The sequence below is a fragment of the Desulfosporosinus meridiei DSM 13257 genome, from assembly GCF_000231385.2.
GTDB classification, from domain to species: domain Bacteria; phylum Bacillota; class Desulfitobacteriia; order Desulfitobacteriales; family Desulfitobacteriaceae; genus Desulfosporosinus; species Desulfosporosinus meridiei.
The window spans coordinates 107,501-122,969 of record NC_018515.1 but is presented as its reverse complement, the minus strand read 5'-3'; the positions used below and the strand labels follow the sequence as shown (position 1 = coordinate 122,969).

Genomic DNA, 15,469 nt, shown 5'->3' with positions numbered 1-15,469 from the left:
TTCCCCCTTAAAACTGCTGCAAGAATCGTAAATCGTTATCAAATAAGAGTCTCATATCTTCAATTCCATACTTTAGAATTGCAATTCGCTCTACACCCATACCGAAAGCAAATCCGGTGACTGCCTGGGGATTATATCCGCCCATCTCTAAAACCTTTGGATGAACCATCCCCGAACCTAAAATCTCTATCCATCCCGTTCCCTTGCAAAGCCGGCATCCTGACCCTCCACAGAGCATACAGGACACATCTACCTCTGCACTTGGCTCAGTGAACGGGAAAAAACTTGGCCTTAAACGAATTTCTCTGGACTCGCCGAACATCTCCCGGGAAAAGTTTAAGAGAATCCCCTTAAGATCAGACATCCGGATGCCTTGGTCAACTACCAGCCCTTCAACCTGGTGAAACATAGGGGAATGGGTAGCATCATCATCGTTACGATAGACTTTTCCCGGAGCAATAATTTTCACAGGAAGCTGAGGATGGAGTTTCTCCATAGTTCGAACCTGAACCGGAGAGGTCTGAGTTCGCAGTAAAATCTCTTCGGTTATATAGAAGGAGTCTTGCATCTCACGAGCGGGATGTTCCTTAGGAAGATTAAGGGCTTCAAAATTATAGTAGTCTGACTCAATTTCCGGTCCTTCGGCAATCTGAAAACCCATACCTAAAAAGATATCTTCAATCTCTTCGATAACCTGGGTGAGAGGGTGGATATGTCCTCTGGAGATACGAGTCCCCGGCAAGGTAATATCAATACGTTCCGTTGCCAATCTCCTTTGCAGGGCCATTGCATCCAGTTCTGCACTTCGTTCTTCCCAGGCCTGTTCTAGACGAGTACGCACCTCATTGACTACTTGGCCCATAATAGGCCTTTCTTCAGGACTTAAGCTTCCCATCTGACGAAGCATAGCGGTTAGGGAGCCTTTTTTTCCTAAGATTTTGACTTTCAGCTCCTGGAGAGCTTCAGTGCTCTCCAACTCCCTAAGGTTTTTTAAGGCCTCTTCTTTAATGCGCAGTATTTCACTCTTCAAGTAAATCACCCTTTCCAAAATCCATATAGATATAGGCTGCAAACATAAAAAAAACGCCCGCCCCTCAAAAAGGGACGAGAGTCTGCTCTCGCGGTACCACCCTAGTTTGGTTATATTCAACCACACTTAAGTTCCAGTTAACGGTGGATACCGGGTCTACCTACTAATCAATAGACCACTCACAGGGGAAATTAAACCTCAAAAAAACCCGAGGAGGATATCTTCCTAGCCGGTTCTCAATCTTGACCCTGCTTCCCTGTAAAGAAAATAGCCTTTTAACCTGATCATCGTTTTCACACAACTGCCTATATAATTTTAGGACTCATAATAATTCTCAACTATACCGGAATCAACCTAATGAAGCATTCTATAAGCACTTATCAATGTTTAGAGAGATTATAGCATATTCCTTCGTCGTTTTACAAGAATCCCCTTTGACGAACAATTTCATAAAGCAAGATCCCTGTGGCCATAGCGACATTTAGGGACTCCACTTCTTGGGTCATTGGAATAGTGATCCGCTGAATATCTGCCTCGCGAAAGGACTGAGACGGACCTTTACCCTCGTTCCCCACAATAAGTGCCAAGGGGCCCTCGGCTAGCTTTGCCTGATAAATGGGAGTCCCTTGCACATCACCCATTAAAACATTAAGCTTCTTATCCCGGCAAAAGCTAAGAATATCTTCCGGCGGTTGACCGGGCAGGAGAACTAACGAAAAAATTGCCCCCATGGTACTTCTTAAGACCTTAGGATTATATAAATCAACAGTCCCGGGAGTCAAGCAAACATTGCTGACTCCGGCAGCTAACGCTGTGCGTAAAATGGTTCCCAAATTACCGGGATCTTGAATGCCATCCACAACCAGAACCACTGTCTTGGAATCAATATGTAAATCTGACCACGAATAAGCTGTTTGGCGTACTAGGGCTAAAATCCCTTGAGGTTCCTCTGTAGCGCTCATCTTCCGCAGGACACGAGGATCTACTTCCTCGTAAGGAATCCCCCGCTCCACTAGCTTTGTCCGAATATACCGCCATTCTAACCCTTCACAGTCTAAGCAAACATAGACCTTAATAAGCGGCGCGTTTCTGCGCACTCCCTCTTCGACAAATCGCCATCCTTCAATAACATAGGCCTTTGACTCCTCACGAGCTTTACGCCTTTGTAAAGAGGCAACATACTTAACCTGCTCATTTTGTAATGACTCAATCACTCTTTGCCCACCTCCGTACAAATTTGTTCAGCTTTAGCCTGATTTGCGAAATTAAAGTACGGCTTCAACTGCGTCCGACACCTTTTAAACTAGAGAGAATAACCTGAATACCTACCGGATACACCAGTATTTGGCTAATCTGCAGGTTAAACCAAGACTTTCAGCGTTATCAGTGTATAAAGAAAACTTGGCTGGCACCCGAAGACACTGTCTTCGCACGAATTAAGACTTCTTGCAGTATATAACGTAAGTTTATACTTTCTGATAGTATGAAGAAAAAGAGGATGCTTTGCATCCTCCTAAACTTACGCTTTAATTTGTGCTTTCGCAACATTGACAATTTCGGTAAACGCTGCAGCATCACTGATTGCGAGTTCTGCTAACATTTTGCGATTAACGGAAACTCCAGCCAGTTTCAATCCGTTCATCATACGACTGTAGGATAAACCATTGATACGGGCAGCTGCGTTAATTCTGGCAATCCAAAGTTTACGGAAGTTGCCTTTATTATCTTTTCTGTGAGCATAAGAATATGCTAATGACTTTAAGACTTGTTCATTCGCCGGACGATAGAGTTTGCTCTTTCCTCCACGATATCCTTTTGCTAGCTTTAATATCTTTTTGTGGCGTTTATGCTTAGTTATGCCTTTTTTTACACGAGCCATTTCGAAGACCTCCTTTTACCTCAAGTTTTTATAGATAGACAATTAAATTAGCAATCCGTTTTGCATCGGTCTTATGCATTACGGTTGATTTACGTAAATTACGCTTTCTCTTAGGTGATTTTTTCTCTAAAATATGACTGGTGAATGCATGCATGCGGACAATTTTACCGGTTCCTGTTTTCTTAAAGCGCTTTGCTGCGCCGCGATGTGTTTTCATTTTAGGCATTGTGTTTTATCCCCCTTTTGCATTAATCGTGTTTAATAGAAGCTAGAATCATGATCATATTTCGACCTTCAAGTTTTGGTTCGCGTTCTACGGTAGACTCGGCTTTGCAAAACTCGGCCAGTCTTATACATAGGGCTCTACCAAGCTCAGGATGAGTGACTTCACGTCCGCGGAACATTATGGTCACTTTTACTTTATCCCCGTCTTGAAGAAAACGTTGGGCGTTACGGGCTTTGGTCTCAAAGTCATGGTCCTCAATATTCGGACGCAGTTTGACTTCTTTAATTTCCATGCTCTTTTGCTTCTTACGAGCTTCTTTATCTCGTTTAGCCTGTTCATACTTATACTTGCCGTAGTCCATTAATTTGCATACCGGGGGCTTAGCCGTCGGTGCAATCTCTACGAGATCTAACGATTTCTCGATCGCCAGGCTCAGGGCATCTCTGGACGTCATAATCCCGAGTTGCTCTCCCTCTTCACCGACGAGACGAACATCCCTTACCCGGATTTCGTCATTAATTCTTAAGTCCTTGCTAATAAGAGACCACCTCCTAAAAATTTAAATTCAAAAAACAAAAAGACGGATGGCTAACCACCCGTCTTCTAAACAATCACAAAGCAAACATTAAGCTCAGGACCAGAAGATACCTTACCGACAAATGCCGTAAGGTGAGAAGCGGATGGCTTCTGCTTGACATCGTATATCTTACATCAAAACAATTACATTGTCAATTGCCTTATCAAACAAACGTAATTCTACTTTTCTTTACTGGTTGCCTTCAAAGCTTTCTTGCTGGCGATTTCTTCTTGTACAAGCGTAATGAAAGCATCTACGGACATTTTTTCCCCTGCGTCTCCCTGACCATACCTACGAACAGCCGCCATGTTAGACTCGGCTTCCTGATCTCCCACGACAAGAGTAAATGGAATTTTTTCCGTTTGGGCCTCTCGAATTTTATAACTGATTTTTTCCTTGCGCTCATCTGTTTCAACTCTGATGTCGAGATCATTAAGACGAGATGCCAGAGATTTAGCATACTCATGATGACGTTCGCTGATCGGCAGGATACGTACTTGAACCGGTGCCAGCCAAACGGGAAAAGCCCCTGCATAATGCTCGGTCAGAAGGGCAATAAAGCGTTCGATACTTCCGTATACGACCCGATGAATCATTACCGGTCGATGCTTTTGTCCATCTTCACCAATATAGGATAAATCGAATTTCTCAGGCATTTGGAAGTCAAGTTGAATCGTACCACATTGCCAGGTTCGATCCAGGCAATCCTCTACATGAAAATCGATTTTAGGGCCATAAAAGGCTCCGTCACCAGGATTAACTTTATACTCTATCCCTTTCTCTTCTAAGGCCTCCTGAAGAGATCTGGTGGCAGTTTCCCAATCCTCATCTGAACCCATGGAATCTTCCGGGCGTGTGGATAATTCAACATGATAATCAAAGCCAAAAACTTTATAGAAATAATCTACTAGTTCAATAACTCCAATTAGTTCTTCCTTAATCTGGGACGGCAGCATAAAGATGTGGGCATCATCTTGCGTGAAATTGCGAACCCTTAATAATCCATGCAGGGCACCTGAAAGCTCATGCCGATGCACGAGGCCCAGCTCGCCGACCCGAAGGGGCAGGTCACGATAACTGTGCATCTTTGTTTTATACATGATCATACCACCGGGGCAGTTCATTGGCTTTACTGCGAAATCCTGATCATCTATTTCTGTAAAATACATATTCTCTTTGTAGTGATCCCAGTGACCGGATTGTTCCCACATTGATCGATTCAAGATAATCGGAGTTTTAATTTCTTGATATCCCCGTCTGCGGTGTTCTTTTCTCCAAAAATCCTCCAGCTCATTGCGCAAGATCATACCTTTAGGATGAAAAAACGGGAATCCTGGGCCCTCTTCGTGTAAGCTAAAGAGATCGAGCTCTAAACCTAGTTTGCGATGATCACGCCGTTTTGCTTCTTCTAATTTGAATAAGTGCTCTTCGAGATCTGCAGGTTTTGCAAATGCTGTTCCGTAAATACGTTGAAGCATCTTATTCTTTTCGCTCCCGCGCCAATATGCACCGGCTAGACTCATAAGTTTAAAGGCTTTAATATTGGCCGTTGAAGGTAGATGAGGTCCCGCGCAAAGGTCAGTAAAATTTCCTTGAGTGTACATTGAAATCGTGGCATCTTCAGGAAGTCCTTCAATTAGCTCAACCTTGTATTTTTCCCCTAACGCTCCAAAATGACTTAGAGCCTCTTCTCGAGTGACTTCTCGGCGTTTATATTCGTTCTTTTCCTTGACCAGACGGCTCATTTCTTTCTCAATGCTTGCTAAATCTTCCGGAGTAAAGACATGTTCCGAATCGAAGTCATAGTAGTAACCTTTAGCAATTGAGGGCCCTATTCCGAACTTTGTGCCCGGAAATAAATTAGCTACAGCTTCGGCCATCAAGTGCGCCGTGGAGTGTCTTAATACGTCAAGTCCTTCATCGCTGTCTATGGTTACGATCTCAACAGCCGCATCTTCAGTAAGCTGGCAAGAAAGATCCTTCATTTTGTCGTTAACTTTGCCCGCTACAGCTACCTTGGCCAATCCTCGAGATATAGAAGCTGCCAGCTCTGCAATGGTCGTTCCTTGTTCAACCTCTCGTACTGAGCCATCTTTTAAAGTAATCTTAATCATCGAAATCACTCCTTACCTTAGTTTAAAATTTTGGATATCTTTTTACCAGTAGATGCTTTAAAATCTCTAGCAAGTAAAGAACTCTTGTCACACAAACTCCTGCCGAAGGTCTCAACTTAGGTGCGCTTTTTAAATACAAGTTTGGGCTTCTGCTTGGTAAAACAAAAACTCTCGTCCCTACTAGTAGGGACGAGAGTTTACTCCCGTGGTTCCACCCAATTGAAAAGGCTCATTTAGACCCTTTCGCTCGATCCCTTAACGCGGGAAACGGCTAAGCTTACTTATTTCAGCCCAACACTCAAGGGTGGTCTTCTCCTATACGATCGCGAGAAATGCTTTCAGCCTTTGGCATTCCCTCTCTGGCACGATAGGGTTCTAGGATACTCTCCCCATCAATGATTTAAAGTGTATTTTTAAAATATGAGGTTTCATTTATCTGACATTCCTAACTCCAAGAATTAAGGAATATTACTCATTATAACAAAGATCTTTCTTATCTGTCAAAACTTTTCACACAAGGCACAACCTTGACAGTCGTGAACACGATCCCCAAAGACTTTACGAATTGTCTCTAAAGTGTCTTTATATCCCTCATACCGAATATGTAAGGTGATTTCCCGCGGTGCCACAGCAATTAAAGCACTTACTAATAAATCTTCGTACCCTAACTCGTGAATATTGTCTAGTTGGTAATCTTCAAGGAATTGATGAGTTACTTTGACCCCCTCATCATTATAGAGATGAAATTTTCCCTGGGGTGTCATGCCAACATGTAAACACTCAAGCCGTGGCTTTTGACTATCTACGAAATGCTTAAGTAGTTCAATAAACTCAATGTATTCTCTTTCGACAATGTATTCCTCTATAGCAAACTCAACTGCTTTATTGACTTCATTCTTATAGTCGCTGGCTCGAAAACGCAGAAAGCCTTCAATATCGAATACTGAACTATCATCTAAACAATTTAAAATCTGGGTGACCAGGCTTGTTTTGCGGTTAACCCTATTCCCTCGAACTTGACCCAGTCCCTTATTTAAATAGTTAAGAGCCTTATTCAAAAGCATTTTCCAATTATCTTGTTTTAAGTCAGGCCGTTTCTTAAGAATCTTTACAACATGGTCTTTTTCCCAATGCAGTAAGATTGTCTCGGCCAAAGCATTCGCTAAATAATAGCGGTGGATTTTCTGAACCATCTCTTCATTTTCCATGGTGTCTAATGAAGAGTCTTGGAATTGACACTCAATCACCCAGCGTTTCCCTTGTTGATGCTCTATAATTTGAAAAGGGAGTTCTTCTTGGTCTTGCAGCTCTTGTAAACGTGCACAGATACTCTCCCGATAATATTGAGTTCCTAATTGTACGGAATGTTCCACTGGCACCCCTCCATAGTAGAGTATATGACCTTACTCAAGCCATATTTCGGTTGGGCCAATCTATTAGTACTTTTAATTTTTAAAAATACATTGGACATTCCTTAATATTTCCATAAATTCAAATTTTGATTCTATCTTTAAGACAAATATTATAAACGGGGACGATCCTTTAAAACAATTATGTTTCAAAAGGATCGTCCCCGTTACGCGTTATCGAAAATAGACTATTTATAATTACTACGTCTCACTGACAGCTATCATCGTCTCACTGACAGCTATCATCTCTAGAAAAAATAACAAGTTTTATTTTTTTCACTCACCGGCGTTAGCCAGTAATTCTAGGACATAGTTTGGCAGGGCAAAACAACCTTTGTGAATTTCAGTGTTGTAATACTTTGTCGTAAGTCCGAGGCTGTTCCATGCTTGCTGATCTATGTCAATTAAGGGATCATAGGTTTTAGAAGCAAAGCCAAACAGCCAATGCCCTGACGGGTAACTTGGAATATGGGCTTGATAAACTCTGCAAACCGGGAAAAGCTCGCTAATACGTTTATGGGCTCTCTGCATGGATTTGGCATACTCCTGATAATAGGGACTTTCATGTTGGTTAACCAGAATACCATCTTCCTTCAACGCCTTATAGCAGTTCCCATAGAATTCTTTAGTGAACAGCCCTTCCCCCGGACCAAAAGGATCCGTTGAATCAACAATAATTAGGTCATAAGAGTTTTCCTTAGACCGAACAAATTTCAGTCCGTCCTCAAAATAAAGCTGTACTCTTGGGTCATCCAGCTTACAGGCCGTCTGGGGAAAATATTTTCTGCAGACATCTACCACCATTTTATCGATTTCTACCATATCAATTTTTTCAATGGTATTGTAGCGAGTGAGTTCTCTGACTGTTCCGCCGTCTCCTGCCCCAATGACTAAAACATTTTTTATATTAAGATTGGTTGCCATCGGAACATGGACGATCATATCATGATAAATAAACTCATCTTTTTCCGTAACCATCATCAATCCGTCAAGGGTAAAGAAATTGCCAAACTCCATAGAGTGGAAGACATCGATTCTCTGAAACTCACTTTGGTCTGTATAGAGACACTTATCTACCTTTATCGAAAAACGGACATTTTCCGTGTGTTGTTCGGTATACCATAATTCCATTGCTATTCCTCCAGTACTCTAATATTTTCAATGGACATGTCTTCCGTGCCTGTCAGGGAACTGCCTTTAGACTTTGCATAAGCGATATAATCGATGATTTCCTCAGTTATCCGTTCCCCAGGCGCTAAAATCGGAATACCTGGGGGATAACACATGACAAACTCGCCGCTTATATAGCCTGTACTGTCTTCAATAGCTACAGAACGTTGGTTGGAGTAGAAGGCTTTCTGCGGTGCCATCACAACCTCCGGATTAATATACTCATGATCAAGCATTCCCGATTTATCTTTTGTATATAATCTTTTTATTTCGGATAATGATGAAACTAGACGCTCCAAGGCCAGGGCACGGTCACCAACAGAAATTATGGCAAGAATGTTTCCGATATCACCCAACTCAATTTGAATTCCATAATCGTCGCGCAAAATGTCGTAAACTTCGATTCCGGCCAGACCTATCTCGCGGGTATGGACAGAAAGCTTGGTATGGTCAAAGTCGTATACCGAATCCCCATTAATTAGTTCCGTAGAAAAAGCGTAGTAGCCGCCAATTTTATTAATTTCCTCCCGGGCATAATGAGCAAGAGCAGAGGCCTTTTCGAAGATACTCTTACCGCCTAGGGCTAAGTTCCTTCTGGAAATATCCAATGAAGAAAGCAGCAGATATGAACCGCTGGTGGTTTGAGTTAAATTAATCGTTTGTCGTACATGACCCGTGTTCAGACGCTCTCCTTTTAACAAAAAAGAACTTTGGGTCAGGGATCCGCCTGTTTTGTGCATACTAACTGCTGCCATATCAGCTCCGGCTGCCATAGCACTGATTGGCAAGTTATCTCCGAAGTAGAAGTGTGAACCATGGGCTTCATCGACTAAAACATACATATTGTGGCGATGAGCAAGTTCTGTTATGGTCTTCAGATCAGAGCAAATTCCGTAGTAGGTTGGGTTATTTATAAAGATTGCTTTCGCATCCGGATGCTCCGCAATGGCTTTTTGAACATCGTTAATTGACATACCCAAGGGGATTCCCAGCTTTTTATTAACGCCAGGGTTTACATAAACGGGAATAGCTCCACTAATGATAAGAGCATTGATAGCACTTCTGTGGACATTCCGCGGCATAATTACTTTATCGCCCTGTTTGCAGACACTCATAATCATTGCTTGAACCGCCGATGTGGTACCATTAACCATGAAGAAGGCATGATGAGCACCGAAAGCATCCGCCGCAAGCTCCTCAGCTTCTTTAATAACTGAGACTGGATGGACAAGGTTATCCAGCGGTTTCATGGAATTAACATCTACCGAAAGACATTTCTCCCCCAAAAACTCTGTAAGCTCCGGGTTTCCTTTGCCTTGCTTATGTCCCGGTACGTCAAATGGTACTACACGCATTGATTTGTACTTTAGCAAAGCCTCATAAATAGGTGCCTTGCTTTGTTGATGTGAATGCATAAAACCACCTTCTTTCCTTGACCATGTTGATTAGCTAATAATCTAGAGTTGCAAAATAAAATTACCCATTGACCTAAATCAATGAGTAATGTAATGCTCTTTTTCTTGACAGATAGGTCTATGTGATTATAAACCTTAGTTTCATATGGTGGGTTTGAGAGGACTCGAACCTCCGACCCCCGCGATGTCAACGCGGTACTCTAACCAGCTGAGCTACAAACCCATATGGTGCCGATGACCGGAATCGAACCGGTACGGATGTTAAGTCCGCGGGATTTTAAGTCCCGTGCGTCTGCCAGTTACGCCACATCGGCAAATGAATTGGAGGCGGCACTCAGATTTGAACTGAGGAATAGAGGTTTTGCAGACCTCTGCCTTACCACTTGGCTATGCCGCCATTGGTTATTGGAGCGGGTGACGAGATTCGAACTCGCGACTTTCACCTTGGCAAGGTGACACTCTACCACTGAGTTACACCCGCATGGTGCCTCAGGACGGAATCGAACCGCCGACACGAGGATTTTCAGTCCTCTGCTCTACCGACTGAGCTACCGAGGCAAATCGAGGATGTTGATAGATTTTACTATCGTGTTATAAAATATGGCGACCCCGATCGGACTTGAACCGACGATCTCCTGCGTGACAGGCAGGCATGTTGACCACTACACCACGGGGCCATCTTACAACCAAATCAATACTGGTGGGCGATGACGGGCTCGAACCGCCGACATCCTGCTTGTAAGGCAGGCGCTCTACCAACTGAGCTAATCACCCGAGAACTGACGATTATCAGTATACACAAAAAACGGCATTGTGTCAAAGGCTTTTTTAAAAATATTTATATTAAATTTTTCTTTTCAATTCGAATAACTTTTGACCAAATTCCACTAAGACTTGGCTCTACTTGCCAAATTAAAAAAGGAATATTTCCATGAGGCTGTATTAGTCCGTGCTCGTGCTTAATCATTCACCCATGTAATACTAGAAGAAGGTCTGTACAGACCTCCTTCTATATTCCAGGTAACAATTTAACAGTACTAAACGATGTTGCAAACGCAAATGTTTAAATTAAGCCTACTTGAGGTTAATTCGACGAAACTTTTTTCTGTTTAACCACAACTTCTTCAATACTGAGTGAGCGTGTATGCTTCGTATGTGACCACTGCTTATCCTTACGATTTATAAACCCTAAAAACACAATAGGAATCCAACTATAGATAAAGATTGGATATAGAATAAGCCCCACATAGGCTCGCCAAGGTAGACGATCAAGAGCTAATGCCGCAACCGGATATAAGTATTGGAAAGCGGACAAAATTTGCCACCCTGTCCAAGGCATTACCAAGGTGAACACATGAGTGTATTGGGGCTGAAAGGCGTCTATCAGATTGGTTAACATGAAAAAGGTGGCAATCATTACAAGTGCTGGTTGAAAGAGGTGAATTGCCGCATCCAAATACATTATTTTCTTCTCTCTTATACCCTTGATTATGAGAGGAAAAAAGTAACGTCCGGCTACATCAACCTGCCCCTGGGCCCAACGTTTCCGCTGATGCCAAGCTTGAACAAATGTTAATGGCTTTTCATCATATACAACTGCATCATGTGCCCAAGTTGTCTTAATACCATGAGAAAGAGCCTTCATACTGAATTCGAGGTCTTCCGTTAAGGAGGTGGCCCCCCATCCAAATTCTTTCAGAACGTCTGTAGAAATGCACATACCTGTTCCACCCAACACATTTGAAAGGCGACCTGTGTTAAATCTGGCTAGCTGCAGCATTCGATTAGTTACCCAAAATGCAATTGAAAATGTGTTTGTAACCCAAGTATCAAATGGATTCTTAGAATCGAGATAGCATTGAACAATTTTATGCCCTTGGCAAAGCTTGCTATTCATTTCGAATAGAAAGTTTTCCTTAACTAGATTATCTGCATCAAAAATTACTATTGCGTCATACTGACGTTCCATCTTAAACAAGCGATAAAACATCCACTCTAAGGCGTACCCTTTTCCGCGCTTCTCAGTATTGAAGCGACGATGTACAATAGCTCCGGCGTTCTTTGCTATTAAAGAGGTCTTATCAGTACAATTGTCTGCAACCACAAAAATATCGTACAATTCTCGGGGATAGTTAAGCTGAAGTAAATTCTCAACTAGTGGGCCAATAACAGCTTCCTCATTATGTGCCGCTACCACTATCGCAAAACTCTTCTCTGGCGTATGTATCTTAATCTCTTTTTTCCTGTAAAGTCCAAACATTGAAAGCACAAAATAATAGAAGGTTAAAAATATAATGATAACTTGAACTGGCACCATAATGACATTAAAAATCTGTGTGCCCGTGATTCCAGATAAATCCACAGATTCAACCCCTTTCTTAACCCATAAAATTTTAACATAGGAATGGCCCCTATGCAAGATAATAGATACGACAATTATAGACAGTTTGTCCACTTAGTGTATGTAATTAAGTATTATTTAAGTATAGCTATACTTAGAACCATGATAGGGCTAATTATCTCAAAATGCAAAGCATTTATAAAGAAATAGATGGATGCGTATAAAGCAGCATACTTTTTCTTCATCCAAATTAGTAAAGGTTTCGAAATGCATAGCTAATTAGTGAGAGCTTTTATCTAATTTTGTTAGACAATTTTTAGCGCTTATGTATTTTCGACTCCAACAAATTTATAAGATTAGCGCCGTTCATTAATTTTAAGTAAAAAGAACATTACCAGTGAACCAATAAACAATAATAACAAAAAGCTTACTTTTATTCCAAGCCCTAATGAATACCAATAAACATCTCCTACACGTGCGCCAGAGACCCATGGAACAAACAAACGAAAAATATAAGCAAATCCGCCGCCGATAACAATAAAAAGCAAAATCACCGAAACCAGCAATAGTATACCCATTACACCTATAGGAGTATCCAAGCGCCACCGACGTATTATGTCCCTTTTCATCCATTCCATTTCCAAGCTAACCATTCTGGCCCATTTGCGCCACATCATTCATCACCTCATATTATTTTATGAAGTGATTCCTAATGTTCCACAATTTTTTAGAAAAAGTATAAAAACATTTAAAATTGGGTAAAATCGCGGGCAAGGAGGTGGGGCAGTATGCCAGTACCGTCACAAGATGGTAAATTTGTTCATTGTTCCTATTGTGGCCAAAAGTTTCGTTTTGGTTATGACGCAAGTTTACATGAAAAAGAAAAACACTCCGATCAACTATCATCAAATTTGTAAATGCTCATCATGACGTAATTAAAAACCATCTGAATTTAGGCAAGAATATGTCTTCTATGGAGACGTTTTCTTGCCTAATACATTGAGTCCATTATAATAATCTTTTATGCCATTATTATATCAGTGACGGTTATGTCCAATCAATGGCAGAACCAGATAGAGTATTTAGCTGTTCCAACCTTTGTAAGTCCTTGTTGCATATATCCCACATTCTACTTCTATATAGATTAAGGCAAAACGGCTCTTCTTCTCTAGACAGAATAAACAAGACCGCTTTTTTTAATGAATTGCCCCTGGGGTTTTGGACCCAAGTCCCAACCTGGTTCCTTAATATTCAATTATGATTAATAAGTCTTGTTAAATCCACTTAATTATATCGTAAGATTAACAACTACCTGATTCGTGTTAAGATAACTTCTTAGGGTTTCGCCCCCGACTCGTAAGCGTTTTGTCTCACAAGGCTCTTAACGCATGCTAGGCGCTGAAGAAGAGTATTACCCGGCAACAACCTACCACCCAATCTCATATACCCCATAGCTAGGGTGCCTTTCGCCACACACTCATTACGTAAAACTCCTGCAATGTGACGAAAAGCGGACGAGCTTTTCTCCACACTGCCACTCGTAACCCAGACTCCTGCAGTGTGGATCGTGGAATCCGACTCCCTAAATTTGCCGACGTGTCGGCGAATTTAAGACACCCCCAGATGAGGTGGAAGGACCAACCTAAAGAAAGACCACCTCATTCAGAGATGGCCTTTCTTTGTGTGTTACCTGGCGATGACCTACTTTCCCAGGGGCTATGCCCCAAGTATCATCGGCCCTGGAGGTCTTAACTTCCGTGTTCGGTATGGGAACGGGTGGAACCCCTCCGGCATAATCACCAGATGTCTGAGATATCGCTTTCTTTCGATTGCTGTTCTCTCAAAACTGCACAGAGTCTATCTAGTATTGTCTAAGAATTTGAGCCACTCACCTAGCGTCTCGATTTAGGTCAAGCCCTCGACCGATTAGTACCAGTCAGCTCCACACGTCACCGTGCTTCCACACCTGGCCTATCAACCTGATCATCTTTCAGGGGTCTTACCAGCTTTCGCTGTGGGAAATCTCATCTTGAGGTCGGTTTCGCGCTTAGATGCTTTCAGCGCTTATCCGCTCCGAATATAGCTACCCAGCTATGCCTCTGGCGAGACAACTGGTACACCAGGGATTCGTCCATCCCGGTCCTCTCGTACTAGGGACAGATCCTCTCAAATTTCCTGCGCCTGCGACGGATAGGGACCGAACTGTCTCACGACGTTCTGAACCCAGCTCACGTACCGCTTTAATGGGCGAACAGCCCAACCCTTGGGACCTACTACAGCCCCAGGATGCGATGAGCCGACATCGAGGTGCCAAACCTCCCCGTCGATATGGACTCTTGGGGGAGATAAGCCTGTTATCCCCAGGGTAGCTTTTATCCGTTGAGCGATGGCCCTTCCACTCGGTACCACCGGATCACTAAGCCCGACTTTCGTCCCTGCTCGACTTGTAGGTCTCGCAGTCAAGCTCCCTTTTGCCTTTACACTCTTCGCGCGATTTCCAACCGCGCTGAGGGAACCTTTGGGCGCCTCCGTTACTCTTTAGGAGGCGACCGCCCCAGTCAAACTGCCCACCTGATACTGTCCTAATCCCCGATTCAGGGGACCTAGTTAGAATTTCAGTACAAAAAGAGTGGTATCCCACCGTTGACTCCACCAAGGCTGGCGCCCTAGCTTCTTAGTCTCCCACCTATCCTGTACATTTTATACCAAAATCCAATGTCAAGCTACAGTAAAGCTCCATGGGGTCTTTCTGTCCTGTCGCAGGTAACCCGCATCTTCACGGGTATTACAATTTCGCCGAGTCCCTCGTTGAGACAGTGTCCAGATCGTTACACCTTTCGTGCGGGTCAGAACTTACCTGACAAGGAATTTCGCTACCTTAGGACCGTTATAGTTACGGCCGCCGTTTACTGGGGCTTCAATTCAAAGCTTCGGGTTGCCCCTAACCTCTCCTCTTAACCTTCCAGCACCGGGCAGGTGTCAGCCCCTATACATCTCCTTTCGGATTAGCAGGGACCTGTGTTTTTGTTAAACAGTCGCCTGGACCATTTCTCTGCGGCTCTTATTGCTAAGAGCGCCCCTTCTCCCGAAGTTACGGGGCTATTTTGCCGAGTTCCTTAACGAGGGTTTTCTCGCGCGCCTTAGGATTCTCACCCCATCTACCTGTGTCGGTTTACGGTACGGGCACCTAGTCACTCACTAGAGGTTTTTCTTGACAGCTTGGAGTCGGTTACTTCGCTACTAATTTTCGCTCCCCGTCACGTCTCAGAGTCTCGCAGGGCGGATTTGCCTACCCTACCTCCTACTCG

11 protein-coding genes, 7 tRNA genes, 2 rRNA genes and 2 other annotated features (1 of these 22 only partly in view) are annotated in these 15,469 nt (G+C 43.0%); all 20 genes read right to left on the bottom strand.

What is annotated here, in order from left to right; all coding sequences use genetic code 11:
- Positions 1-7: 7 nt before the first annotated feature.
- Positions 8-1,030 carry a phenylalanine--tRNA ligase subunit alpha gene (gene pheS, locus DESMER_RS00675; protein WP_042333227.1) on the bottom strand — a complete coding sequence of 341 codons (1,023 nt, stop codon included), beginning with the start codon at positions 1,028-1,030 and terminating at the stop codon, positions 8-10.
- Between the two features lie 419 nt (positions 1,031-1,449).
- Positions 1,450-2,244 carry a TrmH family RNA methyltransferase gene (locus DESMER_RS00670; protein WP_014901140.1) on the bottom strand — a complete coding sequence of 265 codons (795 nt, stop codon included), beginning with the start codon at positions 2,242-2,244 and terminating at the stop codon, positions 1,450-1,452.
- A 305-nt stretch (positions 2,245-2,549) separates the two neighbouring features.
- Positions 2,550-2,909, bottom strand: a complete 360-nt coding sequence (gene rplT / locus DESMER_RS00665) for a 50S ribosomal protein L20 (RefSeq protein WP_014901139.1) — start codon at positions 2,907-2,909, stop codon at positions 2,550-2,552.
- Positions 2,910-2,937: 28 nt separating this feature from the next.
- Positions 2,938-3,135, bottom strand: coding sequence for a 50S ribosomal protein L35 (gene rpmI, locus DESMER_RS00660; RefSeq protein WP_014901138.1), 198 nt, complete (start codon positions 3,133-3,135; stop codon positions 2,938-2,940).
- Positions 3,136-3,157: 22 nt separating this feature from the next.
- The gene (gene infC / locus DESMER_RS00655) at positions 3,158-3,673 is read right to left on the bottom strand and encodes a translation initiation factor IF-3 (protein WP_242831084.1); all 516 of its coding nucleotides are present in this window, start codon (positions 3,671-3,673) and stop codon (positions 3,158-3,160) included.
- Positions 3,674-3,701: 28 nt separating this feature from the next.
- Positions 3,702-3,834 (bottom strand) — a sequence feature (ribosomal protein L20 leader region).
- 57 nt (positions 3,835-3,891) lie between these two features.
- Positions 3,892-5,826 carry a threonine--tRNA ligase gene (gene thrS / locus DESMER_RS00650; protein ID WP_014901136.1) on the bottom strand — a complete coding sequence of 645 codons (1,935 nt, stop codon included), beginning with the start codon at positions 5,824-5,826 and terminating at the stop codon, positions 3,892-3,894.
- A gap of 182 nt (positions 5,827-6,008) precedes the next feature.
- Positions 6,009-6,231, bottom strand: a binding site (T-box leader).
- A 95-nt stretch (positions 6,232-6,326) separates the two neighbouring features.
- Complete coding sequence (ytxC, locus tag DESMER_RS00645) at positions 6,327-7,199, bottom strand: putative sporulation protein YtxC (protein ID WP_014901135.1); 873 nt, start codon at positions 7,197-7,199, stop codon at positions 6,327-6,329.
- A 312-nt stretch (positions 7,200-7,511) separates the two neighbouring features.
- The gene (speE, locus tag DESMER_RS00640; RefSeq protein WP_014901134.1) at positions 7,512-8,366 is read right to left on the bottom strand and encodes a polyamine aminopropyltransferase; all 855 of its coding nucleotides are present in this window, start codon (positions 8,364-8,366) and stop codon (positions 7,512-7,514) included.
- Positions 8,367-8,368: 2 nt separating this feature from the next.
- Positions 8,369-9,820 carry an aminotransferase class I/II-fold pyridoxal phosphate-dependent enzyme gene (locus DESMER_RS00635; RefSeq protein ID WP_014901133.1) on the bottom strand — a complete coding sequence of 484 codons (1,452 nt, stop codon included), beginning with the start codon at positions 9,818-9,820 and terminating at the stop codon, positions 8,369-8,371.
- Positions 9,821-9,966: 146 nt separating this feature from the next.
- Positions 9,967-10,043 (bottom strand) — tRNA-Val (locus DESMER_RS00630).
- Between the two features lie 3 nt (positions 10,044-10,046).
- Positions 10,047-10,134 (bottom strand) — tRNA-Leu (locus DESMER_RS00625).
- A gap of 8 nt (positions 10,135-10,142) precedes the next feature.
- Positions 10,143-10,217: transfer RNA gene (locus DESMER_RS00620), tRNA-Cys, on the bottom strand.
- A 9-nt stretch (positions 10,218-10,226) separates the two neighbouring features.
- Positions 10,227-10,301: transfer RNA gene (locus tag DESMER_RS00615), tRNA-Gly, on the bottom strand.
- 1 nt (position 10,302) lies between these two features.
- Positions 10,303-10,378: transfer RNA gene (locus tag DESMER_RS00610), tRNA-Phe, on the bottom strand.
- A 43-nt stretch (positions 10,379-10,421) separates the two neighbouring features.
- A tRNA-Asp gene (locus DESMER_RS00605) sits at positions 10,422-10,497 on the bottom strand.
- A gap of 21 nt (positions 10,498-10,518) precedes the next feature.
- Positions 10,519-10,594, bottom strand: a tRNA-Val gene (locus tag DESMER_RS00600).
- A gap of 310 nt (positions 10,595-10,904) precedes the next feature.
- Positions 10,905-12,137: a glycosyltransferase family 2 protein gene (locus DESMER_RS00595; RefSeq protein WP_427846393.1), complete on the bottom strand. Its 1,233-nt coding sequence runs from the start codon at positions 12,135-12,137 to the stop codon at positions 10,905-10,907.
- A 380-nt stretch (positions 12,138-12,517) separates the two neighbouring features.
- Positions 12,518-12,838: a hypothetical protein gene (locus DESMER_RS00590; protein WP_014901131.1), complete on the bottom strand. Its 321-nt coding sequence runs from the start codon at positions 12,836-12,838 to the stop codon at positions 12,518-12,520.
- A gap of 1,011 nt (positions 12,839-13,849) precedes the next feature.
- Positions 13,850-13,965 (bottom strand): 5S ribosomal RNA (gene rrf / locus DESMER_RS00585).
- A 102-nt stretch (positions 13,966-14,067) separates the two neighbouring features.
- Positions 14,068-15,469, bottom strand: a 23S ribosomal RNA gene (locus DESMER_RS00580) (it continues 1,510 nt past the right edge of the window).